The organism is Bacillus sp. GW823-FHT06A10, from assembly GCF_058795375.1.
Genome location: NZ_JBXAHT010000002.1, coordinates 193411 through 212988, shown reverse-complemented (window position 1 = coordinate 212988; position 19578 = coordinate 193411). Strand labels below are relative to the sequence as shown.

At 36.7% G+C, this 19578-nt stretch carries 21 protein-coding genes and 1 other annotated feature; of the genes, 11 read left to right on the top strand and 10 right to left on the bottom strand.

The window, feature by feature from the left end; translation table 11 throughout:
- Nucleotides 1-84: 84 nt before the first annotated feature.
- Nucleotides 85-1029 (top strand): DMT family transporter, encoded by a 945-nt coding sequence (locus AC1Q8M_RS15875; protein ID WP_001036051.1) that lies wholly within the window; start codon nucleotides 85-87, stop codon nucleotides 1027-1029.
- Nucleotides 1030-1040: 11 nt separating this feature from the next.
- On the opposite strand, the gene refZ is transcribed toward AC1Q8M_RS15875, so the two are convergent.
- Entirely contained in the window at nucleotides 1041-1679 is a 639-nt protein-coding gene (refZ, locus tag AC1Q8M_RS15870) for a forespore capture DNA-binding protein RefZ (RefSeq protein WP_000814914.1), read from the bottom strand.
- A 147-nt stretch (nucleotides 1680-1826) separates the two neighbouring features.
- Here refZ and AC1Q8M_RS15865 point away from each other — a divergent pair, with 147 nt between their 5' ends.
- A complete protein-coding gene (locus AC1Q8M_RS15865) occupies nucleotides 1827-2306 on the top strand; it encodes a GAF domain-containing protein (RefSeq protein WP_000494340.1) in 480 nt (159 codons plus the stop codon).
- A 62-nt stretch (nucleotides 2307-2368) separates the two neighbouring features.
- On the opposite strand, the gene megL is transcribed toward AC1Q8M_RS15865, so the two are convergent.
- Nucleotides 2369-3544, bottom strand: coding sequence for a methionine gamma-lyase (megL, locus tag AC1Q8M_RS15860; protein ID WP_000726576.1), 1176 nt, complete (start codon nucleotides 3542-3544; stop codon nucleotides 2369-2371).
- A gap of 400 nt (nucleotides 3545-3944) precedes the next feature.
- On the opposite strand from megL, the gene rpsD reads away from it, so the two are divergent.
- Both rpsD and AC1Q8M_RS15850 read left to right on the top strand, forming a co-directional pair.
- Complete coding sequence (gene rpsD / locus AC1Q8M_RS15855) at nucleotides 3945-4547, top strand: 30S ribosomal protein S4 (protein WP_000135315.1); 603 nt, start codon at nucleotides 3945-3947, stop codon at nucleotides 4545-4547.
- A gap of 212 nt (nucleotides 4548-4759) precedes the next feature.
- Nucleotides 4760-5908 carry a type I restriction endonuclease gene (locus AC1Q8M_RS15850; RefSeq protein WP_098684202.1) on the top strand — a complete coding sequence of 383 codons (1149 nt, stop codon included), beginning with the start codon at nucleotides 4760-4762 and terminating at the stop codon, nucleotides 5906-5908.
- 87 nt (nucleotides 5909-5995) lie between these two features.
- On the opposite strand, the gene AC1Q8M_RS15845 is transcribed toward AC1Q8M_RS15850, so the two are convergent.
- The 4 genes from AC1Q8M_RS15845 to acsA all read right to left on the bottom strand — a co-directional run bounded on the left by AC1Q8M_RS15845 (nucleotide 5996) and on the right by acsA (nucleotide 10342).
- Nucleotides 5996-6124, bottom strand: a complete 129-nt coding sequence (locus AC1Q8M_RS15845; protein WP_000050940.1) for a hypothetical protein — start codon at nucleotides 6122-6124, stop codon at nucleotides 5996-5998.
- 127 nt (nucleotides 6125-6251) lie between these two features.
- Nucleotides 6252-7508: a tyrosine--tRNA ligase gene (gene tyrS, locus AC1Q8M_RS15840; protein WP_000512081.1), complete on the bottom strand. Its 1257-nt coding sequence runs from the start codon at nucleotides 7506-7508 to the stop codon at nucleotides 6252-6254.
- 70 nt (nucleotides 7509-7578) lie between these two features.
- Nucleotides 7579-7806, bottom strand: a binding site (T-box leader).
- A 176-nt stretch (nucleotides 7807-7982) separates the two neighbouring features.
- On the bottom strand, nucleotides 7983-8543 hold the full coding sequence (locus tag AC1Q8M_RS15835; RefSeq protein WP_098361445.1) for a maltose acetyltransferase domain-containing protein: 561 nt from the start codon (nucleotides 8541-8543) through the stop codon (nucleotides 7983-7985).
- An 80-nt stretch (nucleotides 8544-8623) separates the two neighbouring features.
- Nucleotides 8624-10342, bottom strand: a complete 1719-nt coding sequence (acsA, locus tag AC1Q8M_RS15830; RefSeq protein ID WP_016512241.1) for an acetate--CoA ligase — start codon at nucleotides 10340-10342, stop codon at nucleotides 8624-8626.
- A 176-nt stretch (nucleotides 10343-10518) separates the two neighbouring features.
- On the opposite strand from acsA, the gene acuA reads away from it, so the two are divergent.
- From acuA to AC1Q8M_RS15810, 4 genes are all read left to right on the top strand, one after another.
- A complete protein-coding gene (gene acuA, locus AC1Q8M_RS15825) occupies nucleotides 10519-11151 on the top strand; it encodes an acetoin utilization protein acetyltransferase AcuA (RefSeq protein ID WP_000581393.1) in 633 nt (210 codons plus the stop codon).
- Nucleotides 11152-11168: 17 nt separating this feature from the next.
- The gene (locus AC1Q8M_RS15820; RefSeq protein WP_000634583.1) at nucleotides 11169-11813 is read left to right on the top strand and encodes an acetoin utilization AcuB family protein; all 645 of its coding nucleotides are present in this window, start codon (nucleotides 11169-11171) and stop codon (nucleotides 11811-11813) included.
- Nucleotides 11810-12976: an acetoin utilization protein AcuC gene (gene acuC / locus AC1Q8M_RS15815; protein WP_082187973.1), complete on the top strand. Its 1167-nt coding sequence runs from the start codon at nucleotides 11810-11812 to the stop codon at nucleotides 12974-12976. The genes AC1Q8M_RS15820 and acuC overlap by 4 nt, the downstream gene beginning before the upstream one ends.
- Nucleotides 12977-13097: 121 nt before the next feature.
- Entirely contained in the window at nucleotides 13098-13973 is an 876-nt protein-coding gene (locus AC1Q8M_RS15810; protein ID WP_140158987.1) for an alpha/beta fold hydrolase, read from the top strand.
- A gap of 66 nt (nucleotides 13974-14039) precedes the next feature.
- Here AC1Q8M_RS15810 and AC1Q8M_RS15805 read toward each other — a convergent pair whose 3' ends face one another.
- The 3 genes from AC1Q8M_RS15805 to AC1Q8M_RS15795 form a co-directional block, all read right to left on the bottom strand.
- Nucleotides 14040-14327 (bottom strand): hypothetical protein, encoded by a 288-nt coding sequence (locus tag AC1Q8M_RS15805; RefSeq protein WP_098855686.1) that lies wholly within the window; start codon nucleotides 14325-14327, stop codon nucleotides 14040-14042.
- Between the two features lie 121 nt (nucleotides 14328-14448).
- Nucleotides 14449-15138 carry a response regulator transcription factor gene (locus tag AC1Q8M_RS15800; RefSeq protein ID WP_001986686.1) on the bottom strand — a complete coding sequence of 230 codons (690 nt, stop codon included), beginning with the start codon at nucleotides 15136-15138 and terminating at the stop codon, nucleotides 14449-14451.
- A 1-nt stretch (nucleotide 15139) separates the two neighbouring features.
- Nucleotides 15140-16594 carry a HAMP domain-containing sensor histidine kinase gene (locus AC1Q8M_RS15795; protein WP_098855687.1) on the bottom strand — a complete coding sequence of 485 codons (1455 nt, stop codon included), beginning with the start codon at nucleotides 16592-16594 and terminating at the stop codon, nucleotides 15140-15142.
- A gap of 149 nt (nucleotides 16595-16743) precedes the next feature.
- Between AC1Q8M_RS15795 and AC1Q8M_RS15790 the strand changes: the two genes are divergently transcribed.
- The 3 genes from AC1Q8M_RS15790 (at nucleotide 16744) to mscL (ending at nucleotide 18957) form a co-directional block, all read left to right on the top strand.
- On the top strand, nucleotides 16744-17424 hold the full coding sequence (locus tag AC1Q8M_RS15790; protein WP_098361443.1) for an ankyrin repeat domain-containing protein: 681 nt from the start codon (nucleotides 16744-16746) through the stop codon (nucleotides 17422-17424).
- 79 nt (nucleotides 17425-17503) lie between these two features.
- Nucleotides 17504-18430, top strand: a complete 927-nt coding sequence (locus AC1Q8M_RS15785; RefSeq protein WP_001039712.1) for a Gfo/Idh/MocA family protein — start codon at nucleotides 17504-17506, stop codon at nucleotides 18428-18430.
- Between the two features lie 128 nt (nucleotides 18431-18558).
- Nucleotides 18559-18957, top strand: coding sequence for a large-conductance mechanosensitive channel protein MscL (gene mscL / locus AC1Q8M_RS15780; RefSeq protein WP_000267003.1), 399 nt, complete (start codon nucleotides 18559-18561; stop codon nucleotides 18955-18957).
- Nucleotides 18958-19005: 48 nt separating this feature from the next.
- Here mscL and AC1Q8M_RS15775 read toward each other — a convergent pair whose 3' ends face one another.
- Nucleotides 19006-19278, bottom strand: a complete 273-nt coding sequence (locus tag AC1Q8M_RS15775) for a DUF3917 domain-containing protein (RefSeq protein WP_000636585.1) — start codon at nucleotides 19276-19278, stop codon at nucleotides 19006-19008.
- Between the last annotated feature and the right edge of the window lie 300 nt (nucleotides 19279-19578).

Below are 19578 nucleotides of genomic sequence, written 5' to 3'. Positions count from 1 at the left end.
ATCGATATTTCCTCCTATAAACAATTACTCTTTATACTTATTTCATCAACTTACTATAACGAAATGTAAAGGGGAAAGATACTCTTGAACAAAAAACAAATGCTACTCGGATCCTTTCTATGCTTACTCGCCGTAACTGCCTGGGGATTTATGTTTCCTGTAATGGCAAATGCCCTGCAATTTATCGATCCGTTCTTCTTCACAACGATTCGCTATGGATCAGCAGCTATTATTTTTCTTATTTTGCTATTAATTACTGAAGGGAAGACTTCACTCCGCTTAGAAAAAAGAACACTTTCTCTGTTCTTTTACGGGACAGTCGGTTTCGCAGGATATGGTTTTCTCGTTTTCTACGGACAACAACTTGCCGGGCCTTCTGGAGCAATCCATGCAGCGATGATTCAGTCTCTCATGCCACTAATTGCCTTATCATTACAATGGATAACAAAAAACAAGCGCCCACAAAACTACACATTCCTTTGTATGTTCGTTGCATTACTCGGTGTTATGCTTGTCATTTCAAAAGGAAATATTCACTTATTATTTGGAGCTGCAAGCCACTTATCGACAAATATATTGATGCTATGCGGCGTTACTTGCTGGGTCATTTATACAAACGGGGGTGCTCGTTTTCAATCTTGGTCACCACTTCGATATACGACATTAACTTGTTTATTTGGCTCCATTTCACTCATAGTTATTGTTACTTTCTTAACGTATACAAATATAGTTACTATGCCGTCACTGCGTACAGTTGTGAGTGTTCGTTTTGAGCTCTTTTATATGTCGATTATCGCAGGAGTTATCGCTGTATTTTGCTGGAATATGGGAAATCGCTATATTTCATCTATTAACGGCATATTATTTATGAATTTAGTTCCTATCCTTGCACTGATTGGTTCTATGTTTCGAGGTTATCCAGTCGATAAAATCGAAATTGCTGGAGCTGCATTAACAATTATCGCGCTATTATGTAACAATTTATGGCAAAGAAAAGTAAACATAAGAATCCCCACCTCAGTTCGTTAGGTGGGGATTCTTCACATATGAACAGCTCTTGGCCATTCATGGTACATATTCGCTTTACATAATGCTTGTTCCATCCATTGCTCAATCTCTTTCGTGTACATTTCTATGAAAAATGTCTCAGACGGGAAAGAATGCAGTACTTCTGATATATATTGTGGATATAAAAACGGCATATTTATCATGCCTTTTAATTGCGTCATAAACATTGTAAATGATACTTTCTGAAATTCTTGTTTCATTTGTCCTTGTCTAATAATTTGCTCTATATAATATCTTTCTTTAGAAAAATAAACGGTCATCACTTCACGAATTAATGTCGTATCAAGCGAAAGCTCTCGGTAGAAGAAACGTGTTAGTTCTCTATTTTCAAATTGATATCGTAACATCCCACGCACCATTTGCACCATCACATCTTTAGCCGACAAATACTCTCTCTGTTCAAACGAAATTTCAATCACATGAATATACCCTTCTAAAAAATCAGTAATAAGCTGTTCTAATAAACCTTGCTTCCCAGCAAAATAATATGAAATATTCGCTACATTCACATCCGCTCGCTTTGCAATGTCTCGCACCGACGTTCCATCATAACCTTTCGTATTAAACAACGATATTGCCGCATCAATTACTTTTTGTTTCGTCTGCTTCATGCGCTCACTTCCTCTCAATGAACAGCTATAGTTTAAATTTCTTGACTTTTAAGACAAATTCCTTTAATTTTCTATCGACAAAGTCATGTGAAATACATCGTATTTTGCTAATATTTTACACATCTCGATAAAAAAGGAGCTGTTTCCATGTTTACTAAAGAAAGTTATGCAGGATCTCGCGTGCAGCAATATGAGACAGTAATTAAACAACTGGATGCGTTATTAACTGGCGAATCAAACGTAGTCGCAAACTTATCAAATGCGTCCGCATTATTAAACCAATTTTTAGATCGCGTTAATTGGGTTGGCTTTTACGTAACAGAAGGAAATCAGCTTGTCCTTGGACCGTTCCAAGGAATGCCTGCTTGCGTACGCATTCCATTTGGACGAGGCGTTTGCGGCGTAGCAGCTGAAACGAAAACAACGCAGCTTGTAGCGGACGTTCACCAATTCCCAGGTCACATCGCTTGCGATAGTGCTTCTAATTCAGAAATCGTTGTACCGATTGTGAAAGAAGGAGCTGTCATTGGTGTACTTGACATTGATAGTCCTGAAAAGAATCGTTTTGATGAAGTAGATCAGCGCTATTTAGAAAAGTTTGTGGAAACACTCCTAAAACATATGTAAAAAGAAAAGAGCGAGTTATCGATTTAGTACGTCCTGTACAAAACCGATAGCTCACTCTTTTTTTATTGATTAACAGTAGATATTTTCTTTAATGCTTGCTCTAAATCAGAAACGATATCCTCCCAAGATTCTAAACCAACCGATAAGCGTATTAAATTATCGAAAATGCCCATTTCTTTTCTTAGTTCAGCTGGAATCGCAGCGTGCGTCATCGTTGCTGGATGCTGAATTAACGTTTCTGTATCTCCTAAACTCACCGCAATTGTAATAAAGTGGAGGTCATTAATAAATGCTTGCGTCTCTTCTTTTCCGCCTTTTACTGAAAAAGAAATAACACCGCCCCCGCGCTTCATTTGACGAGATGCTAATTCCCCTTCTGGATACCAAACACCTTCTACCGCATCATGTTTTCTTAAGAACGATACAATTTTTTCTGCATTATCACAATGACGATCCATTCTTACCGCTAACGTCTTTAACCCGCGTAATAATAACCACGCATCAAACGGCGCCATAATGCCGCCGATATCTTTTCGCATCGGGCGAATCTTTTCAGCTAACGCTTTCGTTTTACAAATTGTTACACCCGCTACAACGTCACCATGGCCACCAATATATTTTGTCGCACTATGCACAACAGCATCACAGCCAAGCTCAAGCGGTCTTTGTAAATAAGGTGAACAAAACGTATTATCAACAATGACAAGTAAACCATTTTGCTTCGCAACCTGAATAACTTGTTTTAAATCGATTAATTTCATTGTTGGATTAATCGGTGTTTCAACGAAAATAAGCTTTGTATTTGGACGAATTTTATTTTCAATATCAACCTCTGTCTCCATCTCACAAAACGAATGCGTAATCATAAATTTTTCTTCTAACACTTCTAAAAAACCGTACGTACACCCATATAATCCATTTGAACAAATAATATGATCCCCAGCCTTTAAAAAACCGATTAAAGTTGCTGAAATAGCTGCCATACCAGATCCGAAGGCAAGTGCTTCTTCTCCTCCTTCTAACACCGCCATACGTTCTTCAAATAATTTCACAGTCGGATTTCCAAGCCTTGAGTAAATATAAGATGGATCCACTCCCGCAAAACTCGCCTCTCCTTGCTGCGCAGTCTCAAATGTAAACGTAGAGGTTTGAAATAAAGGTGGTGTTAAACTTCCTTTATGTTCCTCAGGTGTATAACCGTGATGAATTAACGCTGTCTCCATATGCTTCTTTTTCATAAAAACATCCCCTTTATGTTTTTATTACCGCATATTCACCAGTAAAAAACTGATGAACGTTTTTACTACATTTTATGTAAGCGTTTTATTTGTGTTTCTATCTCTTCTTTTATATTGTTTTAAATTCCTTCTTATATTAATTTCCAAAATTTATATGCATAAAACAAAAACGTACTCGCTTGACGAAACTCTGGGTAAAAGATATAATAGCGTTTGTGTAAAATAAAAAGGCAGCCTTGTAATGTGAGTTTATCGTTTGTATTTTGTTCCTCTACGGAGGTGTATCTCGTAACTCCCTGCTGCTGGAGCGAAGGTACATGAAAACAAAATGCCCGTAAATATCGATTACGTCTGTTTTTATTTTACGTAAATAAAAACATTTTTAAAGGAGGAGTCAACTATGGCTCGTTATACAGGTCCAGCTTGGAAACTGTCTCGTCGTCTTGGAATCTCTCTAAGCGGCACAGGAAAAGAATTAGAAAAACGCCCTTACGCACCAGGTCCTCACGGTCCTAACCAACGTAAGAAACTTTCAGAATACGGTTTACAATTACAAGAGAAACAAAAACTTCGTCACATGTACGGCATGACTGAGCGTCAATTCCGTCGCACATTTGACCAAGCAGGTAAAATGCCTGGTAAGCACGGCGAAAACTTCATGATCCTTCTTGAAGCTCGTCTTGACAACTTAGTTTACCGTATGGGCTTAGCTCGCACTCGTCGTGCAGCTCGCCAATTAGTAAACCACGGTCACATCATGGTTGATGGCGCTCGCGTAGATATCCCATCTTACCGTGTAAAACCTGGTCAAACTATCAGCGTTCGCGAAAAATCTAACAGCCTTGTTGTTGTTAAAGAAGCGATCGAAGTTAACAACTTCGTACCAGAATACTTAACTTTCGATGCTGACAAATTAGAAGCTACTTACACTCGTCACGCTGAGCGTGCTGAGTTACCAGCTGAAATCAACGAAGCATTAATCGTAGAGTTCTACTCTCGTTAATGACAAAAAGCCAATCCTGTGGATTGGCTTTTTTCAATTCCCCCATTATTTTTATATCCTACATAACATAAAAATCCCAATACCCTATACTCCCATCTAAAACAAAAAGAATAACCTCCCTGTTTCCATAAAGAACTCTGTTATATTATGAATTTTCACGGAATAACAATAATATTAAAGATTTTTAAACTTTATAACGAGGAGACATTGATATGGAATTCAGAAATGACATAAACAAAATAGCTAACCAAATTTTAGAACGAACAGAGTACATAACTAATGAAGAAATGACCAAGCAATCATTAATTATTCCTTTTCTTCAAAAACTAGGTTATGACGTTTTTAATCCTTTAGAAGTTAGACCTGAGTATGTTGCAGACTTCGGAACTAAGAAGGGAGAAAAAGTCGATTATGCGGTTTTTAAAAATGGGGTTCCAATTATTTTAATCGAGGCAAAATCTGTAACAGAAAATCTCCTTAAACACGATGCGCAACTATCTAGATATTTCAATGCCTTACCTGATGTCAAAGTAGGGGTACTAACTAATGGTCTAGAATACAAGTTTTATACTGATTTAACAAATGACAATGTGATGGATGAAAAACCTTTCTTCACATTCAGCATGGATAATTTAACCAATTTAGATATTGAAACGATTGAAACTTTTACAAAAGAAAATTTTGAAGCTGAAGAAATCGTAAAATATGCTGAAGAGCTTATTTATATGACCAATTTAAACTCTACAATTAAAGAACTATTTAAAAATCCTTCAGATGACTTCCTTCGTTTTCTAATTAGAGACTTTAGCTCAACTAGAATTACAAATAACGTTTTAGAGCGATTCCGACCAATCGTTAAAAAAGCAATTAATCGAACACTATTAGAAATAATCAGTGATGGTTTAACACCAAAAGAAACAAAAACATCGGAGAAAATAGAAACAAGCCTAGTTGCAGCTGCTTCTACTGAAATAATTGAAGACATTAACAAAGAAGACAAAACAGATAGAGTTTTCACTACAGAAAATGAACTAACCGCATTTAACATTGTTAAAGAGATTTTAACTGAGCATCAAAGAGATATCAGTAACCTCAAATATAAAGATACCATTAGTTATTTTTGTATCATGAATCGTGTAATCACAAAATGGTTTATACGTCTCTTCCTTGATGGCGATGCAAAATCCTTAGTTGTAAGACTCGATTTAGAAGCTACTAAACAGCTATGCCCTAATTTTGTGGTTGAACAAGCCCCAAAATCACAGGGAGTGAGTAGAATTTTTATTGATAACGTTAATGACTTAAAAGATCTGGAAGCACTTATTACTTCGTGCTATGATCAAATTTTAGCTAATGTTTAAAAGAGAAAAATGTACGCTCTTTTTCCAACAACCTGACAAAAAGCCAATCCAATGGATTGGCTTTTGAAGTTTATATATAAAATAAAGTTATTTATTTTCCTCTTTTTGAACATATACATAAGCATCTTTCTGCTCTTTATGTATATCAACCTTCGAATTCTCTGCAAGCTGACCCGCATTTAGCAAAGAAAAAATAATGAGCGCTTCTAGTGACATTTTGTTTTACCACTCCTTTCTAGTTGTTATACATTTATCATACCGCTTACATGTGATTTCCGTATGAACTCGAAAAGGAGATTAAAACAAAAAAGCTTTGAGGAATTTCCCCAAAGCTTTTTATTTATTAGTAACGAATTAAGAAATATTTCTTCTTACCGCGGCGAATGATTGTAAATTTACCTTCGATGCGGTCGTTTTCTGTTACAACGTAGTCTAACGCTTGTGTACGCTCACCGTTTACGTAGATTGCGCCGTTCGTTACATCTTCACGTGCTTGACGTTTTGATGGAGAGATTTTGCTTTCTACAAGTAAGTCGATTAATACTGTATCTTCTGCAGTACGTTCTACAGATGGTACGTCTTTGAATCCTTGTTCAATTTCGCTTGCAGTTAGTTCTGCTACAGAACCGCTGAATAGTGCAGCTGAAATTTTGATTGCTTGCTCTAATGCTTCTTCGCCGTGAACAAGTTTTGTCATTTCAGAACCTAATGCTTTTTGTGCTGCACGTTTTTCTGGCGCTTCAGCTACTTGCTTTTCAAGCTCAAGAATTTCTTCATGAGATAAGAATGTGAAGTATTTTAAGTATTTAACAACATCGCGGTCATCTGTGTTAATCCAGAATTGGTAGAACTCGTAAGGAGTTGTTTTCTCTGGGTCTAACCAAATTGCGCCACCTTCTGTTTTACCAAACTTCGTACCGTCAGATTTAGTAACAAGTGGAATTGTTAAACCGAATGCTTTCGCATCTTCCTCTGATTTACGGATTAATTCAAGACCAGCTGTAATGTTACCCCATTGGTCACTACCACCGATTTGCAGACGGCAATTATGGTGTTGGTATAAGTTTAAGAAGTCGTATGATTGTAAAATCATGTAACTGAACTCAGTGAATGAAATACCAGTTTCTAAACGAGATGCTACTGTATCTTTTGCTAACATATAGTTTAAACCGAAGTTTTTACCGATATCGCGTAAGAATGAAATTACATCTAAGTTACCAAGCCAGTCATAGTTGTTAGCCATTGTTGCTGGGTTGTCCACGTTTTCGAACTCTAAGAAGTTTGAAAGTTGGTTTTTAATGCTTTCTGTGTAGTAAGCAACTGTATCTTTCGTATTTAATGTACGCTCTGCTTTTTTACCACTTGGGTCACCAATCATACCAGTACCACCACCAACAAGTGCGATTGGTTGGTGACCAGCTAATTGGAAACGACGTAACATTAATACTGGTAACATATGACCGATGTGTAAGCTATCTGCTGTCGGATCGAAACCACAGTATAATTTAACGCTTTCTTTTTCTAATAATTGCTCAAGGCCCTCAGCATCTGTTTGCTGATTAATTAGACCGCGAAATTCAAGATCTTGTAAAATACCCATATCCTACATACTCTCCTTTAAGTTCATTACTGGCGTGAAGGTTGAAAACATAAAAAAATCGCCCCTTCAAATAAGGGACGATTTTGATTATCGCGTTACCACCCTAGTTGCAGGCCAAAAAGCCTACCACCTTATTTACATAACGGCTTAGCACCGTCTTTTCCCTTTTGAATACAATTCAATCGAAAAAAGATGCTCTAGGGGCGTAATTCGCGATCATCTATGTGCTGATTTCCACCGACCATCAGCTCTCTAAAACAGGGAAATGATCACTACTTCTCCCTTTCCACGCTCAATTATTCATATACTTTTCTTTATACCATCATTTATATAGGCGTGTCAAATAGAGGTCCGGTTTCTCTTCTTGTCAATCCTTTACAACGTCGCAAGAAGTAATTTATTAGACATATAAAAGCCTCCCTCATCTATTCTTTCATAAATGTATACAGACGAGGAAGACACTTCGTTCAAATATTATTTTAATTTTTTTATAATCTTTGCGGGATTCCCGCCAACTACTACATTATTAGGCACATCTTTCGTTACGACAGCACCAGATGCGATCACCGCATTGTCTCCAATTGTTACACCTGGATTAATAATTGCTTTTCCGCCAATCCATACGTTATCGCCAATTGTAACTGGTTTTCCGTATTCTGATCCGCTTATACGCTCTACTGGATCAAGCGGGTGCGTTGCTGTATAAATGTGAACACCTGGAGCTAACATACAGTTCACTCCGATTGTTACCGGGCATACGTCTAAAATCGTACAGTCAAAGTTCGCGTAAAAATTTTCACCGACATGAATGTTATAGCCGTAATCACATCTAAAAGAAGATTCAAGATGAATGTTATCTCCAGTCGTTCCAAATAATTCTTTTACGATTTCGCTACGCTCTTTTAATTGCTCTTCTGGCGTATCATTTAATTTTCTCGTTAATATACGTGCTTGCTCTCTTTCTTGTACTAAAACTGGATCAGCCGGTATGTACATTTCTCCTAGTATCATCTTTTCTTTTTCTGTTTTCATCATACTCCCCCCTTTAACTTATATATATAAGTTAATAATAACATAAAAAAGGTCTGAACATTTTTCGTTCAGACCTTTCTCTCTTAATCTTCCATCGTTGATAAGTCACCTGTTGGTAAGTTTAATTCCCACGCTTTTAATACGCGGCGCATAATTTTACCACTTCTCGTTTTCGGTAATTTATCTCTAAATTCAATTTGTCGTGGCGCCGCATGAGCTGCTAGACCTTTCTTTACAAATTGACGAATTTCTTCTTTTAATTCATCAGATGGTTCGTATCCTGCTCGAAGTGCGATAAATGCTTTAATAATTTCGCCGCGCACTGGATCAGGAATACCAATTACACCTGCTTCTGCAACAGCAGCATGCTCGATTAATTTACTTTCTACTTCAAACGGACCAACGCGCTCACCTGACGTCATAATTACATCATCAATACGTCCTTGGAACCAGAAGTATCCATCTTCATCCATATATGCAGAGTCACCTGATACGTACCAATCTCCCGGCATGAAATAAGATTCATACTTTTGCTGGTTATTCCAGATTGCACGCATCATAGATGGCCAACCTTTCGCAATCGCTAAGTTACCCATTGTGTATGGAGGCACTTCATTTCCTTCATTATCAACAATCGCTGCTTTTACACCTGGAATTGGTTTACCCATTGAACCTGGACGGATTTCCATACAAGGGTAGTTACAAATAACTTGTCCACCTGTTTCTGTCATCCACCACGTATCATGAATACGAAGTCCAAATGCATTCATACCCCAGCGAATTACTTCTGGATTTAACGGTTCACCAACGCTTAATACGTGACGAACTTGTGATAAGTCATATTTTTTAATTGCGTCTTGTCCAGCTCCCATTAACATACGGAACGCTGTTGGTGCGCTGTACCAAACCGTCACACCGTAATCTTGCAGTGCTTCATACCAAGCTTCTGGACTAAAGCGTCCACCTAAAATAACATTTGATGCTCCGACTAACCACGGTGCGAAAATGCCGTAAGCAGTTCCCGTTACCCAGCCTGGGTCAGCTGTGCACCAATACACGTCATCTTCTTTTAAATCTAATACCCATTTCGCCGTTTGATAGTGCTGAACCATTGCGTTTTGCGCATGAAGCACACCTTTTGGCTTACCAGTAGAACCAGACGTATAGTGAAGAATTAAACCGTCTTCACGGCCTAACCATTCGATATGTAATTCTTTTGAAGCTTGTTCAAATAAAGGATTGAACGCTACCGTTTTACCGCCTTCTTCTACATTATCCCCAACAAGGAAAACTGTTTTTAAAGCAGGTAAATCATTTAATGGTACGCGCTCTAACAATTCAGGCGTTGTAATTAACACCTTTGCTTCGCTATCTTCTAAACGATCGCGAACTGCGCCTTCCATAAATGCTTCAAATAGCGGTCCAACAATTGCTCCTAATTTCACTGCACCTAAAAGTGCGAAATATAACTCTGGAGAACGTGGCATAAAAATAAAAACGCGATCGCCTTTTTCTACATCGCCATAATTTTTCAGGACGTTTCCTGCTTTATTAGAAAAATCCTTCATTTCCTTAAATGTATATTTCTCTTTTCGCGATCCATCTTGATAATAAAGGGCTACTTTATTCTTTCGATTGGATTTCGCATGCTTATCAATTGCCTCATACGCCATATTTACTCGGCCTGTTTCATTCCAAGTAAAGTTTTTATTAACCTCTTCCCAGTTAAAATTCGCGTATGCCTCATCATAATTCGGCAAATTATTTTCTCCTTTAATGACAGGAAGCGTTTCTACTTTCATACTTTACATCCCCCTCCTATGTATTCTATTATCTATTATAATGATATTATTTAAAATTTTCAGTATATTTGTTGATTTTTAGACAAATTTTTAATGACAAAATTCGATTCACATCGCATATATTATAAAGTACGATATTAATAGATTCACAAACCCTCAAGGTGGTGAGCAATACATTGATTCATAAAAAAATATACAATGCTAGAAACTTAAAAACAGCGAAAGGCACTTTAATTATTGAAGGCCCTGTCTCTACACATAATCTCGAAATGTATGAATTTCATCCAGATTTAGTTGCGTTTCGTCCTGCTGAACAGCAATATAAAGCAATTGTCGAAATTTCTAAATTACCAGAAGCTCGACTCATTATTGCTAGACATGACCAAATGATTGTTGGATATGTTACATATTTATATCCTGATCCACTTGAACGATGGTCAGAAGGAAAAATGGAAAACTTAATTGAGCTCGGGGCAATTGAAGTAGTCCCAGCCTTCCGCGGGAGTTCTGTCGGAAAGAACTTACTAGAGGTTTCTATGATGGACGATTATATGGAAGATTACATTATATTGACGACTGAATATTATTGGCACTGGGATTTGAAACAAACAGGATTGAATGTGTGGGAATACCGAAAAGTAATGGAAAAGATGATGAATGCCGGCGGGTTACAATGGATGGCTACAGACGATCCTGAAATTTGTTCACATCCCGCCAACTGTTTAATGGTCCGCATCGGTAAACGCGTTGATACGGATTCTATTCAAGCTTTTGATCGTCTACGTTTTCACAATCGTTTTATGTATTAATAAAGGGGGCAACTGGAATGATTGTAGAAGAAATTATGAATCAAAATGTAGTTACACTACATCCAAACGATACAATCGAAACAGCAATCCGAACGATTCGCACGAAAGGCATTCGGCACATTCCAATTGTCGATCAAAATAATCACGTCGTAGGCATTATTTCTGATCGGGATGTAAGAGATGCAAGTCCGTCTATTCTAGATGAACAAGTTTCACTCGATATGCTACAGCAACCGCTTGAACTTATTATGAAACATCCTGTAATGACTTGCCACCCTCTCGATTTCGTTGAGGAAATTGCTACTTTATTTTTTGAAAATAAAATTGGCTGCCTTCCTGTTACAAAGGCTGGTAAGTTAGTTGGTATCATCTCAGAATCTACAGTACTGCACACGTTAGTGAAATTAACAGGGGCACATCAACCGAGTTCACAAATTGAAATTCAAGTAAAAAACGAACCTGGTATTCTTGGAAAAGTCGTTGCTATTTTTAGTGATTTACAAATAAATATCGTGAGCGTTCTCGTCTATCCAGCAAAAGATGAGAATGATAAAGTACTTGTTTTCCGCATTCAAACGATGAATCCTCTAAAAGTGATTGATGCACTTGAAGCAGAAGGCTACCGCGTATTATGGCCAAACATCATGGGGATGCAAGCATGAGTAGCGCGTTTATTTATTCGGATGACTTTCGGGGCTATTCATTTAGCCCTGATCATCCTTTTAACCAACTGCGCGTCACACTTACGTATGATTTATTACAAAAGGGCGGTTTCATCTCTTCTTCCCAAATCATCTCACCACGGATGGCTACAGATGAAGAGATTGCCTACGTTCATACAGAGGAGTACATAAATGCGGTAAAACGTGCTGGAGAAGGAAAGTTAGAAAAATCAATTGCAATGACCTACGGACTCGGAACAGAAGATACACCGATGTTCCCAAATATGCACGAAGCAAGCGCATTGCTCGTTGGCGGTACATTAACAGCTGTCGATGCTGTTCTTTCTGGGAAAGTAAAACACGCTCTCAATTTAGGTGGCGGCCTACATCACGGCTTTCGCGGCAAAGCATCTGGCTTTTGTATTTATAACGACAGTTCTATCGCAATGAAATATATTCAAAAGAAATACGGTTTACGCGTCCTATATATTGATACAGACGCTCATCACGGTGATGGTGTACAGTGGTCATTTTATGATGACCCTAACGTATGCACCATTTCATTACATGAAACTGGTCGCTATTTATTCCCTGGAACTGGCGCTGTAAACGAACGTGGACAAGGTAATGGTTATAGTTATTCTTTTAACGTTCCACTCGATGCTTTTACAGAAGATGAATCGTTCTTAGAATCATATCGAACTGTTGTAAAAGAAGTTGCAGCGTACTTTAAACCGGATATTATTTTAACGCAAAATGGTGCTGACGCACATTATTATGACCCACTTACACACCTTTGTGCGACCATGAATATTTACCGCGAAATACCGAAACTCGCTCGTGAAATTGCTAATGAATATTGCGACGGTCGCTGGATCGCTGTCGGTGGTGGCGGCTATGACCATTGGCGCGTCGTTCCAAGAGCTTGGGCGCTCATTTGGCTCGAAATGAACAACATCCAAAACATCTCAGGTTATCTCCCTCCAGAATGGATTGAAGCTTGGAAAGGACAAGCAGAAACAGAACTTCCCCTCACATGGGAAGATCCAGACAACATGTATAAACCTATCCCCCGTAAACCAGAAATTGAAGAAAAAAACGCATTAACTGTAGCGAAATCCCTTGAAATTATTCGGAATAATATGACAAAATCTTTATACTAACGAAAAGGAGGCTCGTTTTTGAATAGCCTCCTTTTATTTATTGTCGGTTTCTGTCGGTAAGTCAATATATTTTAATAATCGCTGATATATTTTCATTTCATAACAGCCTGGCCCAACTTTTATGAGAAAAGGTAGTGATATTATGTGGAAACGACAAATGATCCACACGAAACGTGGTACATTTGAACTCTTTACAAAAGGAGATGGCGAATCACTTTGTATTACACATCACTATTCACAATTTAATGAAACTGGTGATTACTTTGCGGATGTTTTTACTGCTACGCATCGTGTATTTCTCATTAATTTACGAGATACTGGTCGCTCTGTAACCGCCCATTCAGAAAACGAATTAAGCATGATTGAAACAATCCACGACTTAGAAGCAATACGAGAAGCATTACAACTTCCAACATGGCATTTCGCTGGTCATTCAACAGGTGGTATGCTTGGACTTTTATATGCGATTACATATACAAATTCCTTACAATCATTAGTCGTAGCAGGAGCTGCAGCAAGTAACTATACCGAAACACCATTTTGCATTTATCATCCCGAACATTCACAATTTCATTATATGCAAGAGCTCATCGAAAACTTAAAAAGCCCTCACCTTACAAGTGAAGGACGGAAAAAACTATCTACTAAGAGAACAAAATTATCATTGTATAAACCAGAAAACTACAACTCTTATTTTTGTAAACCAATTAAAAAAACAATGTCCGTTAGCCGGATGAATGCTTTCGTCAATGAATATCCTTCATTTGATTTAAGAGAGTATTTACCTTCCATCCAAACAAAGACACTTATTATATGCGGAAGATATGATGTACAGTGCCCAATTCAGTATTCTATCAAGATGCATGATGGGATACGTAATTCTATCTTCATTCCATTTGAAAACAGCAACCATTATCCTTTTTTAGAAGAGGCTACTCAGTTTACTTCTACTACTCAAACATTTTATAAATCATTGCAACAAGGAACTCTAAAATAGTATGTTAAGGTCGCAAGCTAATTTTCCAACAAAAAGCTCACAGCCTCTATAAGGCTATGAGCTTTTTCAAAAGAAATATTTCACACTAGTAACAACCAAAAAAAGAACAGAGAAAATCACTAAACCTAAATCAATAAATACTGACTTTTTATCTCCTTCTTTTAAACTTATCATAAAACTAGAAATTATTTTAATTGCAAAAAAGACCATCATAAATAACCAACCGAAATGATCATTCGTAGAATCTTCATCATAAAACATTTGTATTGCACCTATTAATAATAAAACAAGTATAATATTAATCCCGATTCTTAAAGTCTTGTTTGATTTATTATCTTTTAATGTATCCCCCAATATGTAGCACGCCCTCTCATGCTCTCCTATGTGTATCTCTTTATATCCTAACACGAATTACCTATTTTTTCCTTTCATTTGGATAATATATAAAAAACCTGCCAATTACTCGGCAGGTACATTACACGTTAAAGCGATAACCAGCTCCCCACACGGTTTCAATATATTGCGGGTGGGCAGGGTCTCTTTCAATTTTTTCACGTAGCTTTCTAATGTGGACGACAACCGTGGCTAAATCACCAGCGGAATCTAATCCCCAAATGCGTTCAAATAACTGTTCTTTATTTAATACTTGGTTTGGATGTGTGACAAAGAATGTTAATAAATCAAATTCCTTCGTTGTAAACGCCACTTCTTCATTGTTTATAAAAACTTTTCTCGCTCGTTGATCGATAGAAATTCCGTGAATATATAACGTATCACGTTGCTTACTTACATTTCCTAATAATCTTTCATAACGGGCAATATGTGCTTTTACTCTTGCGACTAATTCACTTGGGCTAAACGGTTTCGTTATATAATCATCCGCTCCTAATCCGAGTCCGCGAATTTTATCTATATCTTCTTTTTTTGCTGAAACAAGTAGAATCGGAATATCTTTTACAGCACGTATTTGTTTACAAATTTCGAATCCGTTCATTTTCGGAAGCATAATATCTAAAATAATTAAATCATAGTCTTCTTGCAAGGCTGTTTGTAAACCTATTTCTCCTGAATGCTCTACATCAACTTGGAAATCATTAATTTCTAAATAATCTCGCTGTAATTCTGCAATACTTACTTCATCTTCTATTAGTAAAATTCTTTTCAATTTACTCACCACATTCCTCTACTTTTTCCAATGAGAAGAAAATGCTTGTGCCTTTACCAAGCTCGCTTTCCGCCCAAATTTCCCCGCCATGTTCTTCAACAATTTGCTTCGCTATCGCTAAACCAAGTCCACTTCCACCTGTGCTAGAATTTCGCGATTGTTCCGCACGATAAAAACGTTCAAAGATATACGGTAGCGTATCAGATTCTATACCTGATCCATTGTCCATCACTTTCACAATAACTTTATTGTTATCACTCGATACTGTTACAGTAATTTTCTTCTCTTCTTTATCCATGTACTTCACACTATTATGAATTAAATTTGATATAACTCTATTTATCTTTTCGCAATCAGCCGTTACATATAATGGCGATGAATATAATTGTAAGTTAACTTCTATACCTTCTTCACTTAAATCCATCTGCATCTCTTCTATTAATTCTTGCATAAACGTATTTAATTCAACTGTCTCAAATTGGAATGGAACTCGATTCAAATCGAGCTTCGAAAACAAAAAGAGTTCATCAATGAGTGTGTCCATATGTTTTGCCTTCGTGTGAATTGTCGTTAAATACTTATCCATTTTTTCTGGCGTATTTGCTACCCCGTCCTTTATTCCCTCTACATATCCGATAATAGATGTAATCGGTGTTTTTAAATCATGCGATATGTTTGAAATAAGTTCTTTTCGATTTTCTTCATACTGCGTTTGTACTTCAATCGATTCTTTTAACTTCTTCCTCATTTCCTCAAATCCTTGATTTAATTGACCTATTTCATCGTGCGATGTAACTGGCATTTGAAAATCTAAATTTCCTTCTTTAATTTTCTCTGTTGCGCCTTTCAATACAAAAATTGGTTTTATTACACTTCTTGAAACGAGATAACTTAATAACCCAATAAGTAAAATAGCTAATAGTAAAAGCGATACGAATAAGATTGGAAATAATTTTTGTGTAAGGTCTACAAATGAACTTTGCTTTTTTAGTACAAATATACTCCCTTCTTCTTTCTCTGCAAAATAAAAATCAAATTTTACATATCGATAAAATGTATCACCTAGTTCCGTTGTACCACGACTATTAATATTTGCTTCTTCAAATTTCGGAAGGGCTTCTGTTAAAGTCGAACTTTCAAAACCCTTTGTAGCATAAGAAATGTTTTCTCCCTTTCTTACAATTATTTTCACGCCTTCTTTTTCAATTGATGAAACGAACGATTCATCTAATAATTGAGATTGATGTTGCTTTGCCGCTAATTTTAATTCAAGATAGGCATTCTCTTCTTCTGGCGTAAGCGGCTTTTGAATGTAAGAACTTTTATAGAAATTTTTCACTGCTTCCAAGTCACCTGTTATCGAAAAAACAATTAAAAATCCCGCGACTAATATGAGCGTAATAGAAACGAGAATTACAGCAATATAAGAAAATAAAAACCTTGTTTTAATAGACATCATTTACATCCTCACTTTACCCATCCTTCATATTCATAAGCATAAAAATATATGTTCAAATACTCAAGCGATTTTATAGTAATTTTAGCGTCAGTTTATAAAAATTTAATGTTCCTATTTTACAGTTGAAATTAGGAGGTTGAAATTCCATGTTCAAAAAAACATTCAGTATGATATGTTGCGTAATTTTTTTACAAGGATGCTCGCAAGAACAAGAAGTAAAAAAGGAGATGACAAACATGGAGACTGCACTACTAGCAGCTACTGAAAAAAATGAAACGAATACTGTTATATCTTTACTAAAACAAGGCGCAAATATAAATGCGACGGATAATCAAGGACGCACTCCGCTTATGATTGCTACATACAAAAATGATGTAAAAACCGCAAAAGCGCTTATCGAATCTGGTGCTGATGTAAATATCCAAGATGACATGAAAAACAATCCCTTTCTATACGCCGGTGCGGAAGGTTACTTAGACATTTTAAAATTAACAATTGATGCTGGTGCAGATCCTACGATTACAAATCGTTACGGTGGAACAGCTCTTATCCCAGCCTCAGAACATGGCTATATTGAAGTTATAAAAGAACTCCTCACTCGAACAAATATTGATGTAAATCATGTAAATAACCTCGGATGGACAGCTTTAATGGAAGCCATCGTACTAAATAACGGAAACGAAACACAGCAACAAGTCATTCGCCTTCTTATTGAGCACGGTGCAGATGTAAATATTCCAGACCATGATGGTGTTACCCCGTTAGAGCATGCTCGCACTTATCACTTTGAAGAGATAGAGAAGATTTTGTTAGAAGGCCGTAAGTAAAAAGCTAATTTTTGCCTTCCTCCCCCACCCTATGCTACATTTAAGCCGTTACATTAATATTAATAGGGTGGGATTAAAAATGAACAAACCTAAAATTGGGATGATTGGACTTGGAAGTATTGCGCAAAAGGCCTATCTTCCAACACTTACAAAAGAAACAGATTGGAACTTTGTAGGGGCGTTTACACCTAACGAGGAGAAAAGAAAACAAGTTTGCCAGCAATACCGGATTCAAGACTTTCATTCTATTGAAATGTTAGCTTCGGAATGCGATGCAATCTTCGTGCATAGTTCAACTGCATCACATTATGAAATCGTTTCTGAACTTCTGAAAAAAGGGATCGACGTTTATGTTGATAAGCCGCTAGCAGCTACAGTGGAACAAGCTGAGCAACTAGTCGAGTTGAGCGAGAAATACAACCGAAAATTAATGGTCGGATTTAATCGCAGATTCGTTCCTATGTATGTCGCTGCCAAAGAACAGGCTAATGATATTTCATGGATTCGAATTGAAAAGCATCGCACAAATAAAGTCGGGCCATATACGTACGATTTCACTATGTTAGATGATTATTTACACATTGTAGATACAGCTCGCTGGTTAGCTAATAATGACCTTAACGTCGTTCACAATATGATGCAAATCAATGAAAAGAATGAACTTCTTTACGGACATCATACATATACAACTCCAAGTGGACTGTTACTTTCTACTGCAATGCATCGCCATGCCGGTACAAATTTAGAACAAATTGAACTTGTAACGCCAGGGAAAATCATTCGCGTAAAAAATATGAATACATTTGAAATTGAACAGGAAAACTCAGTTTCACAAAGTGGTTCCCCATCATGGGATACGACGTTAAAACAACGTGGTTTTGAAGATGCTGTTCATCATTTTATTGAGTGTGTACAAGGCGATACAAAGCCTGTTGTAGATGGATTAGAAGGATTAAAAACGCAGCAAATGCTACAATCTTTACTAGATGATGTAAACAAAATGTAAAACGGATACATTTTTCAGAATTTACTTTCATTCCCATTTCCTCTTTATTTCTCTCGTAAATTTCTATAGAATATGTTGATAGGAATTATAAATTTCATATTGAATCGTGGAAAGGATGGGATTAACACATGTGGAACGAGTTTAAAAAATTCGCATTCAAAGGTAATGTAATCGATTTAGCTGTCGGGGTTGTAATCGGTGCTGCATTCGGTAAAATCGTTAGTTCTTTAGTAAAAGATATCATCACACCATTACTTGGTATGGTATTAGGTGGCGTTGACTTTACAGATTTAAAAATTACATTCGGTAAATCATCTATTATGTATGGTAACTTCATCCAAACTATTTTTGATTTCTTAATTATTGCAGCTGCTATCTTTATGTTTGTTAAAGTTTTCAACAAACTAACATCTAAAAGAGAAGAAGAAAAAGAGGAAGAACTTCCAGAACCAACAAAAGAAGAAGAACTTCTTGGCGAAATTCGCGACTTACTAAAACAGCAAAACTCTTCTAAAGATAGAGCATAATTGAACGGATAAAAAGGCATGTCCCTCGGGACATGCCTTTTCTATATGCTATAACGTTTCCGAATTCATATGAATAAATAAAATAATACCAGCAACCATAAGTACCATAATGCTACCTGCAAATAGTGTAATACCAATAAACATTAAACTTGTGCTCATATCTACTGATACACTTTCAATAAAAATAGAAATTACATACGTGATAAGGGCAATTCCTGCAAGAATACTTCCTGGAGCAAATCGCTTTAAGCCATTTTGTTTTAACGTCATATATGCAAAAATAGCAGTCATACAAAGCGTAATTATCCAAAGAACGATCATCTCTTCTCCCCCCTCACAAGCCTTTTCTTTCTATTATACATGACATTGCCCTATAATAGGTAAATTTGCACTTATGTGACATATAACAAGGAATCATACAATTTATAGAGAAATCTTCTAAATAAGCTATAAACTAGGGAGAATTTCAATTGGAAGATGATATTGTAGGATATTTTAAACAAGTAGAGCGATTCGATTAAATTACAATTGACTTAGACAAAGATGAAACCATTATTACTGGCCATGTGAAACAATATGATCCTTCTAGATTAGAACAGTTAATACAAAGTTTTAAAACGC